Source organism: Chlamydiota bacterium (assembly GCA_016178055.1).
Taxonomy (GTDB): domain Bacteria; phylum Auribacterota; class JACPWU01; order JACPWU01; family JACPWU01; genus JACOUC01.
This window is the reverse complement of sequence record JACOUC010000011.1, coordinates 33,185-57,500: the sequence shown is the minus strand read 5'-3', so window position 1 is coordinate 57,500 and position 24,316 is coordinate 33,185. Positions and strand designations below refer to the sequence as shown.

General features: G+C 40.9%; 23 protein-coding genes (1 of these 23 only partly in view). 9 read left to right on the top strand and 14 right to left on the bottom strand.

The window, feature by feature from the left end; genetic code table 11:
• Positions 1-1,133 carry the 5' portion of a tyrosine--tRNA ligase gene (locus HYS07_01635; GenBank protein ID MBI1869878.1) on the bottom strand. 94 nt of this gene lie to the left of the window's left edge, so 1,133 of the gene's 1,227 nt are visible here — the first part of the coding sequence; its start codon is at positions 1,131-1,133; the stop codon falls past the left edge of the window.
• On the opposite strand from HYS07_01635, the gene HYS07_01630 reads away from it, so the two are divergent.
• Entirely contained in the window at positions 1,121-1,258 is a 138-nt protein-coding gene (locus HYS07_01630) for a hypothetical protein (GenBank protein ID MBI1869877.1), read from the top strand. The two genes, HYS07_01635 and HYS07_01630, sit on opposite strands and share 13 nt — an antisense overlap.
• A gap of 38 nt (positions 1,259-1,296) precedes the next feature.
• On the opposite strand, the gene rpsA is transcribed toward HYS07_01630, so the two are convergent.
• The 10 genes from rpsA to HYS07_01580 form a co-directional block, all read right to left on the bottom strand.
• The gene (rpsA, locus tag HYS07_01625) at positions 1,297-2,952 is read right to left on the bottom strand and encodes a 30S ribosomal protein S1 (protein ID MBI1869876.1); all 1,656 of its coding nucleotides are present in this window, start codon (positions 2,950-2,952) and stop codon (positions 1,297-1,299) included.
• 53 nt (positions 2,953-3,005) lie between these two features.
• Entirely contained in the window at positions 3,006-3,671 is a 666-nt protein-coding gene (locus HYS07_01620) for a 1-acyl-sn-glycerol-3-phosphate acyltransferase (GenBank protein ID MBI1869875.1), read from the bottom strand.
• On the bottom strand, positions 3,668-4,582 hold the full coding sequence (locus HYS07_01615; GenBank protein ID MBI1869874.1) for a prephenate dehydrogenase: 915 nt from the start codon (positions 4,580-4,582) through the stop codon (positions 3,668-3,670). The genes HYS07_01620 and HYS07_01615 overlap by 4 nt, the downstream gene beginning before the upstream one ends.
• Positions 4,583-4,610: 28 nt before the next feature.
• Positions 4,611-5,630 (bottom strand): 3-deoxy-7-phosphoheptulonate synthase, encoded by a 1,020-nt coding sequence (aroF, locus tag HYS07_01610; protein ID MBI1869873.1) that lies wholly within the window; start codon positions 5,628-5,630, stop codon positions 4,611-4,613.
• Between the two features lie 173 nt (positions 5,631-5,803).
• Positions 5,804-6,868: a prephenate dehydratase gene (pheA, locus tag HYS07_01605; GenBank protein ID MBI1869872.1), complete on the bottom strand. Its 1,065-nt coding sequence runs from the start codon at positions 6,866-6,868 to the stop codon at positions 5,804-5,806.
• A complete protein-coding gene (gene scpB, locus HYS07_01600; protein MBI1869871.1) occupies positions 6,828-7,415 on the bottom strand; it encodes an SMC-Scp complex subunit ScpB in 588 nt (195 codons plus the stop codon). The genes pheA and scpB overlap by 41 nt, the downstream gene beginning before the upstream one ends.
• A gap of 145 nt (positions 7,416-7,560) precedes the next feature.
• A complete protein-coding gene (locus tag HYS07_01595; GenBank protein MBI1869870.1) occupies positions 7,561-8,313 on the bottom strand; it encodes a segregation/condensation protein A in 753 nt (250 codons plus the stop codon).
• 115 nt (positions 8,314-8,428) lie between these two features.
• Positions 8,429-9,421, bottom strand: a complete 993-nt coding sequence (trpS, locus tag HYS07_01590) for a tryptophan--tRNA ligase (GenBank protein MBI1869869.1) — start codon at positions 9,419-9,421, stop codon at positions 8,429-8,431.
• A gap of 256 nt (positions 9,422-9,677) precedes the next feature.
• The gene (gene xerD, locus HYS07_01585; protein ID MBI1869868.1) at positions 9,678-10,607 is read right to left on the bottom strand and encodes a site-specific tyrosine recombinase XerD; all 930 of its coding nucleotides are present in this window, start codon (positions 10,605-10,607) and stop codon (positions 9,678-9,680) included.
• A gap of 2 nt (positions 10,608-10,609) precedes the next feature.
• Positions 10,610-10,777 carry a hypothetical protein gene (locus HYS07_01580; protein MBI1869867.1) on the bottom strand — a complete coding sequence of 56 codons (168 nt, stop codon included), beginning with the start codon at positions 10,775-10,777 and terminating at the stop codon, positions 10,610-10,612.
• Positions 10,778-11,316: 539 nt separating this feature from the next.
• Between HYS07_01580 and HYS07_01575 the strand changes: the two genes are divergently transcribed.
• From HYS07_01575 to HYS07_01555, 5 genes are all read left to right on the top strand, one after another.
• Positions 11,317-11,817 carry an NADH-quinone oxidoreductase subunit J gene (locus HYS07_01575; GenBank protein ID MBI1869866.1) on the top strand — a complete coding sequence of 167 codons (501 nt, stop codon included), beginning with the start codon at positions 11,317-11,319 and terminating at the stop codon, positions 11,815-11,817.
• Complete coding sequence (gene nuoK / locus HYS07_01570; protein ID MBI1869865.1) at positions 11,814-12,116, top strand: NADH-quinone oxidoreductase subunit NuoK; 303 nt, start codon at positions 11,814-11,816, stop codon at positions 12,114-12,116. The genes HYS07_01575 and nuoK overlap by 4 nt, the downstream gene beginning before the upstream one ends.
• Before the next feature lie 184 nt (positions 12,117-12,300).
• Entirely contained in the window at positions 12,301-14,142 is a 1,842-nt protein-coding gene (gene nuoL / locus HYS07_01565; protein ID MBI1869864.1) for an NADH-quinone oxidoreductase subunit L, read from the top strand.
• Positions 14,143-14,286: 144 nt separating this feature from the next.
• Positions 14,287-15,813 (top strand): NADH-quinone oxidoreductase subunit M, encoded by a 1,527-nt coding sequence (locus HYS07_01560; protein ID MBI1869863.1) that lies wholly within the window; start codon positions 14,287-14,289, stop codon positions 15,811-15,813.
• Positions 15,810-17,249, top strand: coding sequence for an NADH-quinone oxidoreductase subunit N (locus HYS07_01555; GenBank protein ID MBI1869862.1), 1,440 nt, complete (start codon positions 15,810-15,812; stop codon positions 17,247-17,249). The genes HYS07_01560 and HYS07_01555 overlap by 4 nt, the downstream gene beginning before the upstream one ends.
• Here HYS07_01555 and leuD read toward each other — a convergent pair.
• Positions 17,224-17,886 carry a 3-isopropylmalate dehydratase small subunit gene (gene leuD / locus HYS07_01550; protein MBI1869861.1) on the bottom strand — a complete coding sequence of 221 codons (663 nt, stop codon included), beginning with the start codon at positions 17,884-17,886 and terminating at the stop codon, positions 17,224-17,226. The two genes, HYS07_01555 and leuD, sit on opposite strands and share 26 nt — an antisense overlap.
• Before the next feature lie 140 nt (positions 17,887-18,026).
• Positions 18,027-19,421, bottom strand: a complete 1,395-nt coding sequence (gene leuC / locus HYS07_01545; protein ID MBI1869860.1) for a 3-isopropylmalate dehydratase large subunit — start codon at positions 19,419-19,421, stop codon at positions 18,027-18,029.
• A gap of 213 nt (positions 19,422-19,634) precedes the next feature.
• Here leuC and HYS07_01540 point away from each other — a divergent pair, with 213 nt between their 5' ends.
• From HYS07_01540 to dusB, 3 genes are all read left to right on the top strand, one after another.
• Entirely contained in the window at positions 19,635-20,405 is a 771-nt protein-coding gene (locus HYS07_01540; protein ID MBI1869859.1) for a hypothetical protein, read from the top strand.
• A gap of 155 nt (positions 20,406-20,560) precedes the next feature.
• Positions 20,561-21,577 (top strand): AAA family ATPase, encoded by a 1,017-nt coding sequence (locus tag HYS07_01535; protein ID MBI1869858.1) that lies wholly within the window; start codon positions 20,561-20,563, stop codon positions 21,575-21,577.
• Between the two features lie 26 nt (positions 21,578-21,603).
• Positions 21,604-22,569: a tRNA dihydrouridine synthase DusB gene (gene dusB, locus HYS07_01530; protein ID MBI1869857.1), complete on the top strand. Its 966-nt coding sequence runs from the start codon at positions 21,604-21,606 to the stop codon at positions 22,567-22,569.
• Positions 22,570-22,640: 71 nt separating this feature from the next.
• On the opposite strand, the gene dnaA is transcribed toward dusB, so the two are convergent.
• Entirely contained in the window at positions 22,641-23,987 is a 1,347-nt protein-coding gene (gene dnaA, locus HYS07_01525) for a chromosomal replication initiator protein DnaA (protein ID MBI1869856.1), read from the bottom strand.
• Positions 23,988-24,316 lie beyond the last annotated feature (329 nt).

Genomic DNA, 24,316 nt, shown 5'->3' with positions numbered 1-24,316 from the left:
ACCCTTTTTCCATCAAGGGTTACAGCGCCTTGACGGATGAGTCTTCTTCCCTCGCTACTCGAAGGAGCCAATCCAGAATCTTGCAAAACTTTTACAATCCAGATTTCTTTATTTTCATTTTCTTGATTACAAAAAAATTGTTCTATCTCTTGAGGAAGTTCTTTTTTTGAGAAAATTCTCGTGAATTCTTCAAGAGCAAATTTTGCATTTTCTTCATCATAGAGACCTTTTACAATTTTTTGACCCAAAATTTTCTTGGCCTCCATCGGATTAAGTGAACCTTCCTTCATTTGCCGGGTCATACGCTCAATCGCTTCAGTTTCTATATCGGTCAATAATTCAAAATATTTTGAGATGAGTTCATCAGGGATCGACATTGTTTTTCCAAAAATTTCTTTCGGAGAATCTGTGACGCCAATTATATTTCCTAGGCTTTTACTCATTTTCATTTTCCCGTCTAATCCTTCGAGAAGAGGAAGCGTCATGACGATTTGAGCTTCTTGATTTGAATTTTTTTGAAGCGTTCTTCCCACCAAAAGATTAAAGGTCTGATCGGTTCCACCGATCTCAACATCAGATTTAATCATCACCGAATCATAACCCTGAATCAGGGGATAAAGAAATTCTAAAATGGAAATGGGTTTTCCTTCACGGTATCGAATTGAAAAATCATTTCTCTCGAGCATTTGAGCAACGCTCGACTGAGAAGCCAGTTGAACCACGTCAGAAAATTTCATTTTTCCAAACCACTCACTGTTAAAATGAATTTCTGTTAAATCTTTTCTTAAAATTTTAAAGATTTGCTCTTGATAGGTTTTTGCATTAGCCATCACTTGGTCATGGCTAAGGATGGGTCGAGTCTTAGATTGGCCTGAAGGGTCTCCAATGGTCGCTGTAAAATCTCCGATGATAAAAACAACAATATGGCCGCATTCTTGAAATTGCCTTAATTTCCTGAGAGGGACCGTGTGACCTAGATGAATATCGGGAGCGGAGGGATCTGCCCCATATTTGATTCTGAGGGGACGATTTTCTTGAAGAGATTTTTCAAGCTTTTTAAGAAGTTCTTCTTCAGAAAAGAGATCAACGACGCCGCGTTTCAAAGCAAATAACTGGTCTTTTGGAGAAATCATATAAATCACTAGCTCGAAGCTCGAGGCTCGAAGCTCGAAGCAAAAACTCAAAACGGGCTGGAGGCTCGAAGCTCGAGGCAAAAGCAAAGAAAGCAGAAGTATTTACCTCGAGCCTTGAGCCTTGAGCCTCGAGCCTCGAGCCGTCTATAACGTTTCTTCTGTTTTAGACTTCTTTTCCTGAGATATTACCCTCTTCAAGGTCTTTCATGCTTAACGCAATTCTTCTTTCATTTTGCTCAACACGCAAGATAATCGCCTTGGCCAAATCACCCTCCTTGAGAATATTTTCAACTTTTTTAAATTCTCGGCTTGTGATTTGAGAAATATGAACCAATCCCTCGATCCCACCTTCTAATTCAAGAAAGGCACCAAAACCGGTAATCTTCGTGATCTTTCCCTCAACGATTTGACCGGGCTGATAGATTTCAGAGATTCTCTGCCAGGGATCTTCTTGAAGCTGTTTAACTCCCAAAGCCACCTTCTTATTTTCAGCATCCACAGATAAAACAACGGCTTCAACTTCATCCCCTTTTTTCAAAATCTCTGATGGGCGATTAATTTTCCGCGTCCAAGAAAAATCCGAAATATGAATCAACCCATCCACCCCTTGTTCAATTTCAACAAAGGCGCCATAGGTGACGAGATTTCTAACAACCCCTTTAACCTTGGTGCCTTGAGGATATTTATTGGCAATTAAATTCCAGGGATTCATCTCGGTCTGCTTCACACCCAAAGATAATTTCTTATTAGCAGAATCAATTTCAAGAACAACCGCCTCTACTTCATCATCCAATTTCATAATTTCCGAGGGGTGATTGATCCGTTTAATCCAGGATAATTCTGAAATATGAATGAGACCTTCTATTCCTTTTTCAAGTTCAACAAAAACGCCATAAGGAACAATGTTCACCACACGGCCCTTGACCCGAGTGCCAATTGAATATTTCTCACCTGACTTTTCCCAGGGACTTGGCTGGAGCTGCTTGAGTCCTAAAGAAACACGCTGTTTCTCTCGGTCAAAATCCAAAATGATCACCTGAACGCTTTGACCAATAGAGAGTATTTCTGAAGGGTGACCAATTCTTCCCCACGTCATATCGGTAATGTGAAGAAGACCGTCAATTCCAGTTAAATCAACAAAAGCGCCAAAATCGGTGATGTTTTTGATCACTCCCTTACGAACATCCCCAACTTTAATTTCTTCTAACAGTTTTGTTCGACCTTCCTTACGTTGCTCCTCTAAAAGCTCACGTCTGGATAAAATAACATTGCGCCGTTCAGCATTAATTTTAATGACCTTGAAGGTGTAAACTTTTCCTAAATAATGATCGAGAGAAATATCACGAAGGGGTTTCACATCAATTTGAGAAGCGGGAAGAAAGGCGTCCATTCCAATATCAACCATGAGGCCGCCTTTAACTTTCTTACAAACACGGCCCTCGACGGTTTGCCCCTCTTTACATGAGGCAATAATTCTTTCCCATCCTAAAACTTTATCTGCTTTCTGCTTAGAAAGAACGACAATACCATCTTCATCTTCTTTCATCTCTAAATAAACTTCAATTACATCCCCAGGCTTAGGCCTGTCACTCGTTCTAAATTCATCAAGGGAAATCGTCCCCTCTGATTTATATCCAATATCAATTAAAACGTCTTTCCCACGGATACTGATAACGGTCCCTTTAACAATTTTATCCTCTTCAACATCCTTAAAGGTGCTCTGATAAAGCTTCCTAAAATCCTCTGCTCCAATAACTTCCTCATTTTCTTTGGTTTCTACCATGTCTGTCTTTTTCTCCTCCTTCTGGGACTTACCCATACGATTCCTCGATTCTGAGGTGGCCGCCAAGATATCACCCGCTTGAAAGCTTGTCAAACACTTAATTCTTCACTCTTCATTTTTAATTGCTTGATCGCTTCCATCACCTCATCACTGATTCTTTGATAAATTTCTTCACTTCCTCTTTGAGAATAGAGATCAGGAAAAGCGAGGGATTTCCCAATAAAAACTTTCAGTTTTTTGAAGCGAGGCCAATGCGTTCCTTTGGGGAGAATATCGTAGGCTCCATCAATGTAAAAGGGAATTACAGGAGCTTTTGTCTTATGAGCAATGAAGCCAATTCCCATTTTTCCAGGTTGCAATTTTCCATCCAGGCTACGTGTTCCTTCCGGGAAAAGAAGCAAGGGATAACCCTCTTTCAGGACTTTTAGGGCCTTTTTCAAACTTCCAGGGGCAGGTTCTTTCCGGTCAACAGGAATGCAATTCCACAGTTGAAACAAAAGTTTTGAAAAAGGATTCTTCATGAGGGTTGAACGAGCAAAGTAATACATCTCTCTGGAATGAGAGATGCCGACAATCGGAGGATCTCCGAAACTTGTATGATTGGAAGCCAGGATGCAGGCTCCGTCTAAAGGGACATTTTCACGACCCCAAACTTGGTGTCTAAAAAAGATTTTAAAAAAACACCTAAATCCCCAATAAGTTGATTCATAAAAAGCGATATGGATCCATTGATATAATTTTTGGCCCACCTTCATAAAAGATTTCCATCTTTTAAAATCTGCTGAGCATGGGAAAAGAATTTTTTAATTGATTCTGGCCGGTTCTTTTGGAGGTCTTTTTCCATTTTTTTTAGCCCCTGTAAAAACCTTCTTAAACTCTCATAAACATTTTGACGATTTAAGGTGAGGATCTCGGTCCAAAGGAGAGGAGAACTATGAGCAATTCGAGTCATGTCTTGCCATGCCTGTCCAGATAAAGGGATGAAATTCTGCTTTCCTTGAAGAGCATAGGCTAAACCAAATGAAATTAAATGGGGAAGGTGGCTGACATAGGCAAATATTTGGTCATGTAAAGCAGCGGATTTTACAACGGGAAGGGCGTGAAGAGTTTTCCAAAACTGTTTCGCTTCTTTTAAGGTTTTGGATGAAGTGTTCTGGTCTGGAGTGAGAATACAGGTAGCACCCTGAAAAAGATCTTCTTGGGCAGCACCTATCCCCTTTTCTTCAGAACCCGTAATAGGATGAGCTCCTAGATATGGAATCCGTTTTTTGAGATGCCTTCGATAAGATTCCATCACCGGACCCTTAACACTTCCAACATCCATAATGATTTGATTAGAGTCACACAGGGAAGATAATTTCTTGAGAATCGTTTCAAAAGTGAGGGGAGGTGTCGCTAAAATAATCCATTTCGCCCCCTGAATGCCTTCTTCAAGATTGAGCGTGGCAAAATCAGCTGCTTTTTTGGAAAGGACAAGATGAATATTTTTTTTCTGATGAACGACCCCAACCACTTCTATGCCACGAAAATTCTTCTTGAGGGCCAGCCCCAAAGAACCCCCGATTAAACCCATGCCAACAATACAAATGCGGATTGCGGATTGCGGATTGCGGATTGTTTTGGATGCTGGCATGTAAAGTGATAAGTCAGAACTTTGTTTTTTCATTCCGAAATCCGAATTCCGAAATCTAAAATTAGATTTCTCTTCCCACCGCCGCAGCAATGGGCTTGAGCTCCGCCATTAATTTTGAAAACATCTGGGGATAGAGGGATTGAGCTCCATCCGAAAGTGCTTTTTCGGGAAGATTATGGACCTCAATAATTAAGCCATCAGCCCCGCAGGCGACGGCAGCTCGAGCCATGGGAATCACTAGATCACGTTTACCCGTTCCATGGCTGGGATCAGCTAGAATCGGCAAATGGCTCAAGGATTTAATCAAGGGAATAGCACTTAAGTCTAAGGTATTTCGAGTCATGTCCTCAAAGGTTCGAATGCCTCTTTCACAAAGAATGACATTGGGATTTCCATGGGCCAAAATATACTCGGCTGCCATTAAATATTCAGTAATGGTCGTCATCATTCCACGTTTTAGAAGAATGGGTTTTTTTGAACGGCCGACTTCTTTTAAGAGATTAAAATTTTGAACATTGCGGGCTCCAATTTGCATAATGTCCGCCAGCTCTTCAAAAATTTCAACGTCACGGGTGTCCATGATTTCACTACAAATGGGCATACCTGTTTTTTCTCGAGCCTCCGCTAAAATTTCAAGACCATGTTTGCCCAGACCTTGAAAGGCATAAGGCGAAGTTCGAGGTTTATAAGCCCCTCCCCTCAAAATTTTTGCGCCAACCTTCTGAACCTCTTCTGCAATTTCAAACATCATTTTTTTGTTTTCAACCGAGCAAGGACCCGCTGCTACCACCACCGCTTTTCCGCCAATCTTAACCCCTCTGACATCAACAACTGTGTCCTCTTTCTTAAATTCTCGGCTCACCATTTTAAAGGGCTTCAAAATCCGGACGACTGTCTCGACTCCTTCGAGGGCCTCCACATGAGGTTTGGCCTTCACCACATTTTCTTCAGAGCCAATCACCCCCACAATGGTTCGTTCAACGCCATGGCTGACCACAGTTTTCAAGCCATATTCTTCTAGAAATTTAGAAATATGTTCCTTCTGTTCATGCGTCGCATTGGGTTTGAGTACAATAATCATTTTTTACTCCCTTTATAAATACAGTAGATAGTAAGTAGTACGTAGTAAATAGAAAACCACATTAATACAGTAGATAGTAAGTAGTACGTAGTAAGTAGTAGGTAGGAAGTAGAAATCAACTGCATATATTTTTTCTTTCTACTTACTTTTTACTTCTTACTACTTACTGTTTACTACCTACTGTCTTCTGGGTAACTTCCTAGAATTTTCAGAAAATGACAATGCTTTTCCAGGGATTTTAATGCTGCCTTCACATGCGCATCATCCTGATGCCCTACCAAATCAATGTAAAAACAATATTCCCAAACTTTCTTTTTCGAAGGTCTCGATTCAATCTTTGTCAAATTGATGCGATGCTTCTTAAAAGGAACCAGCATTTCATAGAGAGCCCCTACTTTATCTCGAACAGAAAAAAGAATAGAGGTTTTGTCACGACCTGTTCGCTGAGCCGCATGAGAACCCACCACTAAAAATCGGGTGACATTTTTTTGAAAATCTTCAATCCCTTCTGCTAACATGCGAATGGGGTAATATTGAGTGGCCAGGCTGCTGGCAAGAGCGGCGGCGCCCTTTTCTTTCGAGGCCATTTCGGCAGCCCTAGAAGTGCTTGAAACCTCGATTTGATCCACTTTAGATAAATGTTCTCTTAACCAGCTTCGACATTGTCCAAAGACTTGAGGATTGGAATAAATTTTAATAATCTTCTCGATCGACGTATTTGAAAGCAAAGAGTGACGAATTTTTAATAAAACTTCAGAGCATATTTTAAGATCGGAATCCATCAATACATCTAAAGTATGCGTGACAGCCCCTTCTGTAGAGTTTTCAATGGGGACAACACCATAATCCGCTCTTCCCTTTTCAACTTCCAAGAATACATCTGCAATCCCTTCCATGGGAAGATATTCTACTGAAGACCCAAATTTCTGAATGGAGGCCTGATGAGTAAAGGTTGCCACCGGTCCAAGATAAGCCACACGGATCGCCTTTTCAACCGAGAGAGCAGCGGACATGACTTCACGAAAAATAGCCTTAAGAGACGTCGGGGGCAAGGGTCCTCTATTTTGTTCCAAAACATTTTTATAAACACGGAGTTCCCTCTCGGGAGCATAAATCCCTTGCTGATTTTTCAATTTTTGATGACCAATTTCTAGGGCAATTTGAGTGCGTTGATTAAATAAATCAACTAATTGCCGATCAATTTGATCGATTTTCTGTCTCAATTTTTTCAGGTTCATGCTCAAGCCTTTCGGAAATTCCATTCGTCTTTTTAAAAGAAAGCTCTTGTTTCTGAGGAAGATCTTCTAAACTTTTTAAACCAAAATATTCTAAGAATCTTTCCGTTGTTACATAAAGAAACGGATGACCCATGATATCCTTTTTTCCCCGTGTACGAATGAGTCCCTTGTCTGTTAATTTTTTTAGGACCCCGTCCACATTGACCCCCCGAATCCCTTCCATCTCAAGTTTGGTCAGGGGCTGGCGATAGGCAATAATAGCAAGGGTCTCCAAGGCTGGTTTCGAAAGACCTTCAGCATGAGCCGCTTGTAAAAATTTCTTAACCCACTGGGCATTCTGAGGATCCGTACACAATTGATATTTACCTGCCACTTCCGTAATTTGATAGCCTCTCATTTGAGAAAGGTATTCTATTTTTAATTCTTCAATGAAGGCTAAAATCTCTAGGGAAGAGATTTCCATTTCTCCTTCAAAGGTCTCTTGAATATCTTGAAGAGAGACAGGTTCTGCCGCCACCATCAAGATGGATTCAAGAATTGATTTCACGCGTCTTGGGTCAAAAGCACTCATCTTTTAATGCACACCTTGTATGATAGTTTTGTTCTTTTCAAAAACCTTTTGTAACAAAGCTAAAATAGGCTAGAAGCCCGAAGCTGGAAGCTAGAAAAAGACAACTTAATACTTTTAGCTTCTAGCCTCTAGCTTCTAGCTGTTTTATATCAACTGCCCTTTGGACAAAGATATTGCCAAAATTGTTATCTTGAGTCACTCTGATTCTTTTGAGACGTATCAGCTCAAGAACAGCCAGAAAAGTTGCAACCAGTTCCATGCGAGAAACATTTCCGGAAAAAAAATCTTCGAGAACAAATGAAAAACGCGAAGAGAGCATTTCCTCTATCATCAGAATTTTCCCTTCGACCGAGACCTCTTCTTCGAAAAGTTTGTTTAAATTCTCCCGAATTTGAACCTTCTCAAGAATTTTAGAAAAGGCATTCAAAAGGTCAAAAATACTGACTTCTCCTAAATCAGCAGCAAAGTCATGGGAATCCATCTCAGGGGTTGCTTCCCTTGGAAAGTAAAGGCTCCGGGCTTCCTCCATTTTTTTTAATCCATCCGCCGCTTCTTTAAATTTCTTATATTCGATGAGCTGACGGATTAATTCCGAGTGTGGATCAAATTCTTCATCCTCCTCCTCTTCTTCCTGCTGCTCAATGGGAAGAAGCATTTTGCTTTTTAAATAAATTAAATTTGCCGCCATCCACAAAAACTCCCCCGCAATCTCAAGGTCTAAGGTTTTCATCAAATCAAGATATTTTAAATACTGATCCGTAATCTCTACAATCGGAATATGGTAAATATCGACCTCTGACTTCTTGACCAAATAAAGCAAGAGGTCCAGTGGTCCTTCGAAAATATCTAGTTTTACTTTGCACTGAATCATGATAACCCCCACACTTAGAAATCAGAAATCAGAAGTCAGATGACAGAAAATAAATAAAATCTTTTCAATTTGTTCTCTGTTCTCTGTTCTCTGTCTTCTGTCCTCTCTCCTCTGTCTTTTAAAGCCCCATCACTTCCCTGACTTCTTTCAAAGTTCGCTCGGCAAAAGACCTGGCCTTTTCAGTTCCCTTCTTCAGAATTTCATCGAGTTTTTTAGGTTCCGTCTCTAGTTGCAAGCGTTTTTCATGGATGGGCTGAAGAGTAGGCGCCATATTTTTAAAAAGATTCATTTTGCAATCGGTGCACCCGCGAAGCGCTTCTCGACATTCATGGGCAATGGTATCCAGTTCAGGTTTACTGTAGATTTGATGATAAGAATAAACGGTACAGACCTCCGGTGTTCCTTTATCCGTCCTCAATTTTCTTGCCGGATCCGTTAAGGTCGACATAATTTTCTTTTTAAGAACGGGCTGGGAATCTGATAGATAAATTGCATTGCCATAGCTTTTACTCATTTTGCGCCCGTCAATTCCCAATAATTTTGGAATCTCGGTTAAAACACTTTGAGGTTCTGGAAAAACCTTTTTTCGATAAATAAAATTAAATCGGCGCACCATTTCTCGGGACAGCTCAAGATGAGGGAGCTGATCCATCCCTACAGGAACTGTGGTTGCCCGATAAGCTAAAATATCCGAGGTTTGTAAGATGGGGTATCCTAAAAAACCGTAGGTTTTAAGATCTTTTTCTTTCATCTCCTGAAGTTGCTCTTTATAAGTTGGATTTCTTTCCAACCAGGCTAAAGGGGTGAGCATTGAAAGAAGGAGATGAAGTTCCGCATGTTCTTTGACATGGGATTGAATAAAAAGGGTGGATTTTTCAGGATTGAGCCCTGAACTGATATAATCAATGGCCACCTGTCGAATATTTTCACGAAGGTGCTCGGGATGTTCGTACTCTGTCGTCAGGGCATGCCAATCAGCAATCATGAAGAAACACTCGTCAAAACGTGTTCCAATCTGACTTTCAAGTTTTTTCCAATTTTCAATCGCACCCAAAAAATTGCCTAAATGTAGGCGATCCGTCGGCCGTGTGCCACTTAAAACGCGTTCCATAATCTACTCATATTACACGATTTTATATTAGGTTCCAGCACATTATAGGATGGAAAAGCAGCTCGAGGCTCTCAGACGGGCTCGAAGCTCGAGGCTCAAGGCTCGAGGATAATACTCTGCTCGAGGCTCAAGGCTCGAGGTAAATACTTCTGCTTTCTTTGCTTTTGCCTCGAGCTTCGAGCCTCCAGCCCGTTTTGAGTTTTTGCCTCAAGCTTCCAGCTTCGAGCCTCGAGCTGCTTTTCCAGCCTCGAGCTTTTTATCCCCTCGGATGAAATTGTTTGTGAACATTTTTCAATCTCGACCGATCCACCCTAGTATAGATTTGAGTGGTTGAAATATCTGCATGACCCAACATTTCTTGCACCACCCGTAAATCTGCCCCTCCACTTAAAAGATGGGTTGCAAATGAATGACGAAGTGTGTGAGGCGTGACTTCTTTTTTGATTCTAGATTGCCTGACATGCCTTTTAATGCGATGCCATAACGTCTGTCGTGTCAAAGGACTCCCACGCGACGAGGGGAAAAGATACTCGGATATTTTCTGTCCCAAAATCTGAGATCTTGATTTCAGAATAAATTTTTTTACGATTCGGACAGCTTGAGATCCTACAGGAATAATCCTTTCTTTATTCCCTTTTCCCAAACATCTCACATACCCCATCTCCAAATTAAGATCCGAAATTTTAACATGAGTTGCTTCCGAAATCCGCATTCCTGTTGCGTACATTAATTCAAGAACTGCCTTATCCCGAAGACCCAAAGTCGTTTTCTCATCAGGAGATTTCAAAAGTCTCTCAATTTCTTCAATTGAGAGAACCTCCGGAATCAAATGCCAGCGCTTCGGACTTGTTAAAATCTCGGCCGGGTTATGGGCTAAGTATCCATCCCTTAATAGAAATTTAAAGAAACTCCGAAGCGCCGCCCCTTTTCTTCCCAAAGAACTTGCCGAAGTGCCTTGAGCCTTTTTAAGGTAAAGAAAATCCGTGAGATGTTCGCGGGTGATTTGATGAACTGATTTAATTTTATTTTTCTCCAAGAAACCTTGGAATTGAACGAGATCGAGTTGATAAGAGACTTGCGTGTTAAGACTTAAACCCCGTTCCACCGAAAGAAACTGAATAAAGGCATCGATTAAGACTTTTAAGGGAGAAATACGAACTCTTTCTTCTAAAGGTTCATTTTCCATTTTTATTCACTTCTTAGCGCCTTTAAAGTTTTGCGAATTTTTTTTACACGGGATGAGTCATATTTTAAATTAAATTGATGCATTTCATAAAGCCACTCAAGTTTTTTACGCGGAGGGATTTTCATCCATCGCAATAATTTTTCTTCTTCTGTTTCCCCATTAAAATTCATGCTTTTCTCAATTTTTTAATGATTTAACTTCCTTTAATGAGAGTAGATATATCTATCAGCTTAACCCCAAAAGTATGATACTGCTTTACCAGAACCCTTCCAACTAAAAGAAAAAGATAAAAATGTTTCCCATGCTCTCAAAATTTCTCAACTTAATTTTTCAAGACAAGAGAGTATCATTCATCTTCCATTCTATGCCTTGATGAAAATTGGAAGAAACTCTCTGCTAGGAAGGATGCAATCTTTACAAAGCTAAGCGGCTAAGGTAAAATACGCAAAATTTGGCAATTAAAATCCAAAAATCAAACATCAAAAATCTTGTCGGACAATGTAAAACCTAAAATGTATCACTTGCAATCGCACTAGAAATTTTGAATTTTAGTATGTCATTTTGCATTTTGATTTTTGTCATCATGAACTTTCAGTCCACCCAAGTGGATGAAAATTGAGTTCCTCCCCTTTGGGGTACAAAGGAGGGGAATAGCCAGTAACAACGTCTCATTTTCATGACTGGATTTTAAATTAAAAAGGGGATTTACATGTTAGAATCTATTCTCTTTTACTGTTTTGCCACTTTAGCGGTCATAACAGCCTTGCTTGTTATTTTTACAAGACATCCTGTTTATTCCGTTCTTTATCTGGTTTTAACCATGTTTGCCCTGGCAGCCCTCTACCTCATGCTTCATGCTTATTTTGTGGCCGCTATTCAACTCATCGTTTACGCAGGCGCTATTCTTGTTCTCTTTCTCTTTGTCGTCATGCTTCTCAATCTTGACCAGGAAGGGGAAGAATCTTTTCGCTCGGGCCCAGCTCGTTGGTTTGCGGTTCCTATCGCCCTTTCTTTTGTAACAGAACTTTATTTTGTTCTAGCACCTTTTTTGCAAAACCCATCTAAAATGATTCCGTCGAGTGAGGGAACAATTGAAGCCGTCGGGCATTTGCTTTTTACTAAACACCTTTTACCTTTTGAAATTATCTCCTTCGTGCTTTTAACAGCTATTCTAGGGGTAACGGTGTTATCAAAAAAAGGATGGAAATGATTTCCTTACAGCATTATCTCATTTTAAGTGGGATTCTTTTCACCACAGGCATTTTGGGCGTTCTTTTAAGGAGAAATGCCTTAATGATTTTGCTTTCTCTAGAGATCATGCTCAATGCCGTTAATTTATCTTTTGTTGCGTTTTCACGTTTTTCCGGCAATCTGGATGGACAAATTTTTGTTTTTTTTATCATGACCATTGCAGCAGCTGAAGTGGCAGTAGGTCTTGCAATTTTAATCACGCTTTTTAGAAACAAGAAATCTGTTGATACGGATTATATTAAATCTTTACGATGGTAAAGAGGAAAAATCCAAAGTCCAAAAATCAAAATGCAAAATGACATATCAAAATTCAAAATATTCTAGCACCCTTGCAAGGGAAGCATTTTAAATTTTGGTTTGTCATTTTGATTTTTGCCGCCTGTGGCGGGCCTCGCCCTTGGGCGGGATATTTGATTTTTGGATTTAAGGAGCATAGCGACTTATGATTTGGCTCATTTTATTTTCGCCATTAATAGCTTGCGTCATCATTACCCTTCTTACACTGCGCTATCCTCAATTGAGCGCTGGGGTTGCTATGACAGGTCTTTTAATTTCATTTGTTGCAACGCTTGCTTTATTTATCCAATCGTTTCATCCAGGCTGGCACCCTCAAGAAAACTCGATTATATGGATTCACATCGAATCTATCCAGCTCGAGATCGGATGGATTCTAGACAAATTATCCTTACTCATGCTTCTCGTGGTAACCGGAATTGGCAGCACTATTTTTATTTATTCTCTGGGGTACATGGAAAAGGACCCTGGAAAATCGCGTTATTTTGCCTCTTTAAGTCTCTTTGCATTTTCAATGCTAGGGATTATTCTTTCAAATAATTTTATCCAAATGTTTATTTTCTGGGAATTGGTTGGAGCCAGTTCTTATCTCTTAATTGGATTCTGGTTTGAGAAGGATAGTGCTGCTGATGCAGGAAATAAGGCATTTCTTGTAAATCGGGTGGGAGATTTTGGTTTCATGCTGGGGATTCTTTTGTGTTGGACCATCTGCAGCCAAGGAACTGCGCAAGGCACCTTTAATTTTCATCAAATTGAATCGATTTTACCTCGACTGTTTGAATTAGGTCTTGTCCATCCAGGGACGCTCGCTCTCGTCGGAACTTTAATTTTTTGCGGCGTTTTAGGAAAATCGGCCCAATTTCCATTGCACGTTTGGCTGCCAGATGCCATGGAAGGCCCTACTCCTGTTAGCGCCCTCATTCATGCCGCCACCATGGTTGCCGCAGGTATTTATTTATTGGCACGGCTCTTTTTCCTCTTTGACTCATCCCCTGATGCGATGATTCTGATTTCATATATAGGAGGATTTACTTCTATTTTTGCAGCAAGCATCGCCTTGGTTCAAAATGATATTAAGCGTATCTTGGCTTATTCTACCTTGAGCCAATTGGGCCTGATGGTGATGGCCATGGGCCTTGGCGCAAAAACGGCCGGAATGTACCATTTAGCAACTCATGCCTTTTTTAAAGCGCTTCTTTTCTTGGGAGCGGGCAGTGTGATTCATGCCCTTCACACCCAAAATATTTGGGAAATGGGTGCGCTTTCAAAAAAAATGTCTGTAACGACTTTGACATTTCTCATTGGGTCATTGGCCCTGGCTGCCGTTTTTCCCTTCAGCGGTTTTTGGAGTAAAGATGAAATTCTTCTTGTAGCCCTTCAAAATAATTCTTTCCTTTATAAAACAGGACTCATCGTCACCTGGATGACCGCCTTTTACATGTCTCGAGCCGTCTTTGTCGCTTTTCTGGGCCCCAAAAAATGGAAACATGCCCCTCACGAATCACCTAAGGTAATGACAGGACCCCTCATTATTTTAGCGATCGGTGCTGTTGTCACAGGTTTTATTGGAATTCCAGAATGGATTTCGGGCTCAGCTCATGAGCCCCTGAACCAACATCTCGCCATCCTTTCTCAAGGAATTGTGTTTTCGGGTGTTCTATGCGCATTTCTTCTTTATTCTTGGAGAAATGCCCAGGGTGCTCACTTCTTGAAAAAAATTTTTAGAATTCCCCATGAAATTCTCATTCAAAAATACTATATCGACCCTCTTTATCAATGGATCGTGGACTATGTTCAACAAACGATCGCGATTTCTTGCCAACTTTTTGATCGTTATATTCTGATGCGTCTTTGGGTAAATGGTGTAGCAAAAACAACCCGAACCAGTGGTGAAATTTTAAGATTTTGCCAAACAGGAAGAGTGCAGACGTATGCGCTTATTTTCTTCGCTGGAGTTGCAGGATTGGTGTTTGTTCTTTTATTGAGATAAAACAACAGAGTTAAATCAAAAATCAAAATGCAAATATCAAAATGACAAATTAAAATTCAAAAATTCATGCGTTTCAGAAGTTTTTCATCAATCTCTACCATAATTTTGATTTTTGATATTTGATTTTTGATTTAAAAGGAACCGATGAGCATTCTTACTTACATTTTACTATCCCCTTTGATGGGCGCCCTATCCATTCTCTTCCTTCCCAAAGAGAAAGAGACGTGGATTCGTCGTGTGGCCGTCATTGCAACCTCCATACCGCTTGCTTTGGCCCTTTTTGTCTGGGCCCGTTACGATCGGGGGCTCGGAGGATATCAATTTGTCAATCAGATTTCCTGGGTCAAATCACTCGGCATTTCCTATCACGTCGGTGTAGATGGAATAGGGATCGTCATGATTCTACTTCAAGGCTTTTGTGCCTTTACAGGCGTTCTTATTTCATACTCCATTAAAACAAGAATTAAAGAATATTTTGTGTTTTTTCTCTTCCTCATTACAAGCGTTTACGGCGTTTTTATTTCATTGGATCTTTTCCTTTTCTATTTTTTTTACGAAATGGCTGTGATCCCCATGTATCCTCTCATTGGGATTTGGGGCTCCACCAACAAAGAATATGCCACGATGAAGCTAACGCTTTATATCACGAGCGGAGCCGTTCTTTCCCTGGTCGCATTATTGGTCCTTTATTTTTCAACAGGGCTTACTACATTTAGCATTCCAGAGCTAGAGCAATTCTTGAGCATTCATCCTTTAAATTCTCAACTGCAAATTTGGCTTTTCCCACTCATCACGATTGGATTTGGAGTGATCGCTTCCCTCTGGCCTTTTCACACTTGGTCCCCCATGGGTTATGCGGCTGCTCCTTCAGCTGTGAGCATGCTTCATGCCGGAGTCTTAAAGAAATTAGGGGCCTATGCCATCATTCGCATTGCCATTAATCTTCTCCCTGAAGGCGCCCATTATTGGGCAAAACCCCTCGCCTATTTAGCTTCTCTCAACATGATTTACTGCGGCTGGATTGCCCTCACACAAAAAGATATGAAATTTATTGTCGGGTACTCAAGCTGTAGTCACATGGGCTACGTTCTGTTGGGCATTGCCTGTCTTAATTCAGAAGGCTTGAATGGCGCTATCCTCATGATTTTTGCCCATGGAATTATGGCCGCCCTTTCTTTTGCCTTGATTGGTCATTGCTATAATGAAACCCATACACGAATGGTTGAGGAGTTCGGAGGTCTGGCAAAAAAACTTCCCTTCATTGCGACTTGTTTTAGCATGGCAGCGATGGCTTCAAGCGGACTTCCTGGATTTGCCAATTTTGTGGCTGAAATTCTTATTTTTTTAGGGGCCTGGAGCCGCCACCCTTTTCAAGGGATTCTAGCTGTTTTTGGAATTATTATTACCGCAACCTATCTCCTACGAATGATTCGAGGCGTCTTCTTTGGCCCTCTCAATCCCCGCTGGAATCACGTTCAGGATGTAAAAAGCTTTTTTCAGAAAATTCCTTTTGTGCTTCTCATCGCGGTCCTCCTGATCGTTGGATTTTGGCCTTCTTTATTAATAAACCTTATTGATCAGGGAACATCCAAAATCATTCATCGTTCTGAAAAGAATACGACTCGAGCCGTCGCTTGCCAAGCGACTCATCAGATGAAAGGGGAAGCATGAGCCCTTTCATCTCTCTTTTTCAATCTTTTAACATCGAATTGATCAGCATTGCTACATTAATCGTTCTTTTCTTTATTGATATTTTTTCAAAGAAAGAAAGAATAGGAACGTGGAGCATTGTTTTTACATTCATTCTTTTCCTATTTCATATTTTTAACTGGGGAAAGGGCACAACCCTTTATCCGGAACTTTATGTGAATGATGCCCTCGCTTATTTTTTTAAAGCCTTTTTTATTCTGACTTCTCTTTTCGTTCTCATCATGTCTCGCGATTATGCACACAACCTCGAACGGGGTCAGGGTGAGTTTTTTCTTTTAATCCTCATGGCCACTCTCGGAATGATTTTTTTATCTTCCTCTGTCGATTTTCTAGTCCTCTTCGTTTCCCTCGAGCTTGTCACGATCTCCTTTTTTATCATGTCGACCTATTTAAGAACCGATGCAAAATCCATCGAGGCGGGCCTCAAATATTTGATTTTAGCAGCCCTTTCATCCGGGTTTCTTCTTTATGGAATCAGCTTTATTTATGGCGTCACCGGCTCAACCCATTTTTCAGAAATTGTTCAATATGTCGCTCAGCATCCGATGAATGAAAAAATTCTTCTTTTAGGATTTTTGATGATCTTGGCAGGAATCGGTTTTAAAATTGCAGCTGTTCCATTTCAACTTTGGGTCCCCGATGTTTATGAAGGATCTCCCACACCGGTCAGTGCATTTTTATCCGTGGGATCAAAGGCTGCCGGATTTGTGGTGCTCGTTCGTTTACTTTTTAGTGCGTTCCCTCAATTGAGAGCCCCGTGGATATTAGTCTTAAGTCTCTTTTCGGCCATGACCCTTCTTTATGGGAACCTCGGAGCCATCCCGCAAAAAAACATCAAAAGATTTCTTGGATATTCCAGTATCGGTCATGCAGGTTATTTACTCATGGGCTTGGCCGCCGGTTCTTCTTTGGGACTCAGTGGCGTTCTTTATTATCTTTTGTCTTATCTTTTTACAAATTTAGGCATTTTTTTAATCATCGTGACTTTTTCTAACGTTCATCCCAATGACGAAATTTCTGATTATACAGGTCTCTCTAAACGTTCTCCCTTCCTTGCAGCGGCCATGCTGATCGCTTTAATGAGTTTAGCTGGAGTCCCTCCCTTATCCGGATTCTTCGGAAAATTTTTACTCATCAGCTCCGCTGTAAAAGGAGGACTGACCTGGCTTGCCTTCCTTGGAGCTGCGAACGTGGTGATCTCTCTTTATTACTATTTAATGATTGTGAAAAAAATGTATATGGACGAACCTCAAAGCACAACGCCGATTACGATCAGTTTACCGGCCCGTATCGCTATTTTGATTTCGATGGTCGGCATCCTTTTTCTGGGAGTTTTTCAGGAACCTGCCCTCCAAATCATTGATTTTTCAATCAAGGGCCTTTTGACTTCATTTTAAAAGCAACCATCTGAGCGTCATGACTCTCTTCAAAACGAGTGATGTCATTCACATGTTGAAGCGTAATCCCAATCTCATCCAATCCATGAATGAGGCGATGCTTAATGGCAGAGTCGATTTCGAAGTGAAAAGAAATTTCTTCGGGAAGAAGAAGTGTCACACGCTGATGTTCTAATTCAACCCGTGCTTGCAGTCCTTTAAAGCGGGAAACCCAGTGAAAAATTTCTTCTACTTCAGGTTCTTGAAGTTCAAGGGTAAGGAGTCCATTTTTAAGACTGTTACTCCTAAAAATATCTGCAAATCCAGGAATAATCGATTCTCCCCTCTTTAGATTAGGTGCAATCACCACCCGAAAACCATATTGCTCTATGGCCCACACCGCATGCTCCCGACTGGATCCACAACCAAAATTATTTCGGGCAACCAAAATAGTCGCCCCCTTAAAGCAATCCTGATTCAATTCAAACTTTGGATCTGGCTTTCCATCAAATAAATAACGCCAATCTTGAAATAAATGCTCTCCAAAACCAGTCCGCGTGATTTTTTTCAAGAATTGTTTTGGAATGATCTGATCCGTATCAACATTGGCTCGATCCAGTGTAGCGATTAAACCTTGATGGTCTTTAAATGATTTCATAAAAAAAACCCCTTGCGTCAGAAGCAAAAAAATATATCAAAAATCAAAATTCAAAAATCAAAATGACAAACTAAAACTTAAAAATTTTCTGATGCTATTGCATAGTGAACATTTCGAATTCTGCATTGTCATTTTGATTTTTATTTCCAGCTCCTAATGTCTACAAAATGCCCTTCAACAGCAGCGGCTGCAGCCATTTCAGGGCTCACCAAATGGGTCCGCCCACCCTTACCCTGACGGCCTTCAAAGTTGCGGTTCGAGGTTGAGGCTGATCTTTCACCTGGTTTTAACTGATCTGGGTTCATGCCCAAACACATGCTGCAACCTGCAAACCGCCATTCACAACCGGCGGCCTTAAAAATTTCGTGCAAACCTTCACGTTCAGCTTGATGACGTACTTTTTCAGAGCCCGGTACAATCAAAACCTGAACGCCTTTTGAAACTTTTCTCCCCTTTAAAATCTGAGCTGCTCGTCTTAAATCTTCAATGCGGCCGTTCGTACAACTTCCAATAAAAACGGTGTCCACCTTAATTTGTTCGACAAGCATACCCGGAACCAAACCCATATAATCAAGAGCTTGTTCTACATCCTTTCGACTGTAGCCAGGGACTCGATCAGGATCGGGAATTTTCTCCGTAACATCAGCAACCATTCCAGGACTTGTCCCCCAAGTCACTTGCGGGGCTATTTTAGAGGCATCGATTTTTAATACTCGATCAAATGGAGCATCAGAATCTGAAGGAAGCGTTTTCCAAAATTGAATTGCCTTTTCTAAATTTTTTGGCGCAAAGGGCCGATTCTCACGCCTGAAATAATCAAAAGTAATCTTGTCGGGAGCGATCAATCCTGCCCGAGCTCCTGCTTCAATGCTCATATTACAAACCGTCATACGCTCTTCCATGGAAAGCCCCCGAATTGCTTCCCCCATATATTCTAAGACATAACCTGTGGCACCCGCAGTCCCAATTTGACCAATGAGTTTTAAAATGAGGTCTTTGGCTGTGACATAAGGTTGAAGCCTTCCATGAAATTCCACTTTAAAAGTTTTAGGCTTTTTCTGAGGTAAACATTCTGTGGCCAAGACATGTTCAACCTCGGAGGTCCCAATCCCAAAGGCCAAAGCTCCAAAAGCACCATGGGTTGAGGTATGAGAATCCCCACAAACAATAGTGGTTCCGGGTAAAGTCAACCCCAATTCAGGGCCAATCACATGCACAATCCCCTGCTCGTCGCTTTTTAAATCATAAAGGGTAATTCCAAATTCCTTACAATTTTTTGAGAGGGCTTCTATTTGAGCTTTTGAGATGGGATCGAGAATCATTCCGCGACTATCCGTAGGAACATTGTGATCCATGGTTGCAAAAGTGAGTTCCGGATGTCTCACTTTGCGATCACTCATCCGAAGTCCATCAAAGGCTTGGGGACTCGTGACTTCATGAACCAAATGCCGATCAATATAAATAAGGACTGTACCATCGGATAAAGTGGTTACAAGATGTCGATCCCAAATTTTTTCGAATAATGTTTTTGCCATAAGAGTCATCAGTATACTTTCCCCTTTGGGAAGACTCAACTGTTAAGAACAGTTTAAAGTTTAAGGTTCAAAGTTCAAAGAAAAACCAAGTCTGGAAATCCTTGAACTTTAAACCTTGAACCTGATTCTCAACTGATTTGGGCTTGACAATGAAGACGTGAGAGCAGATTATCAAATGAAGTTTTATCAAAGATAGAAGGAGAAGATGTTTAAATGAAAGAGACGTATACACCACCGATTCTGTTGACCGATTTTACCAAAATCCAGTGTCCTTTTATCCGCCAGACATTCAAGGTGGATGCCGAGCAATGGAAAAAATATGGGTCGTCGCTTAAATTGCGCGTGCCAGAGGTTTATCTTGTCGTCAATCGCATTAACCCTGACTATGAGTGGGTCTTTGAGGATCCGGATACCTTTGCGGTTGAAAAATTAGATGGGACCAATGTCAAGATTTTAACCGAAAAAGGCCGGCTTGTCGCGGTGCAGAATCGAAAAAACCCGATCGATCCGCTTCAAGTTATAAAAGGGCAAACCTTTATCATCGAGGGCATTTTTCAGGCCATTGGAAAGGATTACGTTAAGATGGATGGGGAGCAGGCTGGAGAGGTGATCGGTCCCAAGCTCCAGGGAAACCCCTATCAATTGAATGTTCATGAGTGGTTTCCTTTTGAGCGTGCGATAGAGGTATTGCGATACAAATCCTTTCATGAGCATGAGAGAAATTTTGAGAACTGGAGCAGTTGGTTTAAGGATTATTTATTCTCTCGCTATTTCACAAAACGTGCCTCTAAGTTAAATCTGAATACGCAAGTCTTTGCAGAAGGGGTTGTGTTCTATAATCTCCGGCGTAAGAGCGAGGGAAAGACCTCTATGGCCAAACTTCGACGGGACATGTTTGATTGGTTTTATTCCGACAAGATTCAAATCTTTGACTACGACAAGGCCGGCCGGGACGAGGTGGAGGATCAGGAAAAGTTCGATTAATTTGATTAATTTTAAATTTACAATTGGTCTTCTCCCATTTAGATCCCACCCCCTCACAGCTCCCCGGAAGCCGATGAAGGTTGGAACAATTTGGTTTTGAAGTAAAAAATAGGAAGGGGTCATGAGATGTTAAAAGGAAGAGGTCAAGCCTGCCTTTGGCAGGATCCAGAGGTGGTGAGATGATTATTGGGCTCACAGGCAAAAATGGATCTGGGAAGGGGATCGTTGCTGAATTTCTAAAGCAGCGAGGTTTCATTTATACATCCCTCTCGGACGTCATTCGAGAAGAGCTTAAAAAGCGCTCGATTGAAATTTCCCGTGAGAGTCTCATTCGCCAAGGGAATGAACTCCGGTCTCTTGGAGGACCCAGCGTCCTTGCAGATAAAATCCTTCTTCAACTGGACCCCGATAAAAATTATATTGTCGATTCGATCCGAAACCCAGAAGAAGCAAAGGCACTTAAAAAACGAAAAGATTTTCTTCTCCTTTATATTGATGCCCCATTAGAACTGCGTTTCGAAAGAATTAAATCTCGGGGTCGAGAAAATGATCCTCAAACGCTTGCAGAATTTACTCGACTTGAAAATATTGAAAGAAGCTCTTCCAACCCTCATCATCAACAGCTAGATGAAACGCAAGCCTTAGCGGACACGACGCTCATCAACAATGACTCTCTTGAAAAATTCCACGTCCAAGTAATCGAAACGCTCAAAAATTTTGGATCTGTCAGTCAAAGACCCGGCTGGGATGAATATTTTATGAGCATTGCCAAGGTGGTTGCCTTGAGAAGCAATTGTATCAAACGAAAAGTTGCGGCCGTGATTGCGAAGGATAAGCGAATTATTTCAACGGGATATAATGGGACCCCACGAGGGGTCAAAAATTGTATGGATGGGGGATGTCCTCGGTGCAACAGTTTTGGGGAAGCAGGCGTAAAATTAGAAGAGTGTCTTTGCTCTCATGCCGAAGAAAATGCGATTACTCAATCAGCCTATCACGGAGTCAACATCAAAGATTCAACGCTTTATTCCACCTACTCCCCTTGCCTGACTTGCACCAAAATGATTATCAATAGCGGTATCAAGGAAGTTATTTACAGTCATGATTATCCCTTAGGAGAGATTTCTTTGCAACTTCTTGAAGAAGCAAAAATTCAAATTAGGAAACTGTAAAATCCTCTCGCATCAAAAGTAAAAATATGATTCAACTTAAAAACCTTACCCTTCAATCAAACATTATTCAATCTCCCATGGCTGGGTGTACGGATTTGGCTTTTCGTCTGATTGCCCGTGAACAAGGAATGGAAATGGCTTTTCTTGAAATGGTTTCCGCCAATGCCATGGTCTACGGAAATCCTCGAACACAAGATTTACTGAAAAGAACGGCTGAAGATCGTCCTTTAGGGGCCCAACTCGTGGGTTGCGATCCAGAAATCATGGGGAAAGCAGCTTCCATGATTGAAGAGATGGGATTTGATCTTTTAGACATTAATTGTGGTTGCCCTGTGCCCAAGGTGACAGCACCTGGAGGAGGATCTGCACTTTTAATTGAGCCTGAGAAGACACGTAAAATTTTTGAAAATGTTGTTAAAAATATAAAAAAAATTCCTGTCACCGTTAAGATGAGAAAAGGATTTTCAGATCCTTCTGGAGATGAAGCAGTTCAACTGGCAAAAATCGCCCAGGACTCTGGATTATCTGCCGTAACGGTTCATGGCCGTACCCGTATGCAAGGCTATTCTGGAGAAGCCGATTGGGAAGCGATTGGGAAAGTGAAGCGGGCTCTTAAAATTCCTGTTTTTGGAAATGGGGATGTTACAACACCGGATGATGCCCGCCGTCTTCTTGAAACAAGCGGTTGTGATGGGGTCATGATTGGAAGAGGGGGGCTTGGAAATCCATGGATTTATAAGGAAGTCGCGTCGATGTTAAACAATCATCCCTCGCCTCGATCCCCCACCTTAGAGGATAAAAAGGCTGTAGCCCTTAAACATCTTAAATTTAAAGTCGCCATGGATGAAGAAAGAGCCATTTTAGAATTTAGAAAAATTGCGACTTGGTATTTTAGAGATTTTCCTGGAGTGGCACAGTTTCGAGCGAAAGTGAATACGCTCAAGACCGCTCGAGAGATGGAAGAAGCGATTCAAAACCTAAAACTGAATTGACAATTGAGAATTGAGGTAAGAATAAATAAATTCCTAAATTTTTAATTATCAATTTTCAATTATCAATTAGCTTACTCCCGTACTTTCTGCTTTAAGAAAGAAATGGTTTTCTTAATTTTAAAATCTTTATTCACGGAATCTTCAACTGTCTTATGGGCATGAAGAACCGTGGTATGGTCCCGTCCTCCAAAGGCCTCCCCAATTTCTTGAAGAGAATAATGGGTGAGTTCTCGAGCCAAATACATGGCGATCTGCCTGGGGAAAGCAATGGTCTGAGGCCTTTTTTTACTGATCATATCCGAAATTCTTAAGTCGTAATGCTCGGCCACTTTCTTCTGAATTCCCTCAATCGAAACAATTTTTTCTTCTCCCAAAATATCCTGAATCACCTCTTCAGCCAAGGCAATCGTGGGTTCCTTCTTATTTAAAGAAGCGTAGGAAATCACCTTGACCAACGCCCCTTCTAATTTTCGAATATTGGTTTTGATGCGACTCGCTAGAAAAAAAGCGAGGTCATCCGAAAGCTCCACTTTTGAAAGAGTGGCCTTCTTTCTCAAAATGGCAATTCTCGTCTCAGTATCCGGCGGCTGAAGATCGGTCACCAATCCCCATTCAAACCGAGAGATCAGCCTTTCCTCAAGATTGGAAATCTCCTTGGGAGGGCGGTCATTGGAAAGAACGACTTGTTTATGGGCATCGTAAAGTGAATTAAAGGTATGAAAGAATTCTTCTTGGGTTTGTTCTTTACCACTTAAGAAATGAATATCATCAATCAAAAGAATATCCACGCTTCGGTATTTATTGCGAAATCGGACCATGGCATTACTCTGAACGGAGTCGATGAATTGGTTTGTAAATTCCTCACTCGAAATATAAAGGACTCTCTCTTTCGGCTGATTCTTTAAAACAAAATGACCAATCGCATGCATCAAATGGGTTTTCCCTAGCCCTACCCCTCCATAAATAAATAAGGGATTATAGGCCTTTCCGGGAGATTGGGAAACCGCCACACTGGCCGCATGGGCAAAGCGATTAGAAGGGCCAACGACAAAATGATCAAAGGTATAATTCTGATTTAAATTTTTTGCATTTTGAGGAGGAATCGATCGTCTTAAATGGACGGTTTGTGTGGGCTGAAGACTTCTAACAGGTTCTTCCAAACTCACTTTAATATGAAGAGCAATGGGTTCTCCTGTCAAATCGGCAAAAGCTCCTTCAATGTATTTTAGGTAGTTATTCATCAACCAATCTTTAAAAAATTTATTGGGAACTTCTATTTCAAGTGTACCGGCATTGATCTTAATAGGTTTAATGGGAGAAAACCAGTTGTCATAGTTTTGAGGGGAAAGCGTATCCTTTGCTTTTTCAACAAACTGAGGCCATACTTCAAGAAGATCGAGAGAAGTTTTTTGAGTCATTGCTTATTCACAAAGTTTCCACAACACAATTTCATTCAAAAGAAAATAGAGAGATAGAGTTAGTTTTATTCTGTTCTTACAAAAAAGGAAATCCAAATTTGGATAAGTTTTCCACTCACAATCCACAGGTTATCCACATACCGCTCCCATAGAAGTGAGTGAACCTGGTGATCATATCACTCTGAAAAAGATAGGCAAGGGAAAAATAAAAAATAAAGTAATTTCGGATTTCGGATCTCGAATTTCGGATTTTAGGAATAAATATTAATTTAAAAAAATTTCTTGTTTTTAACAATCCGAAATGCGCCATTCGCAATCCGAAATTTATT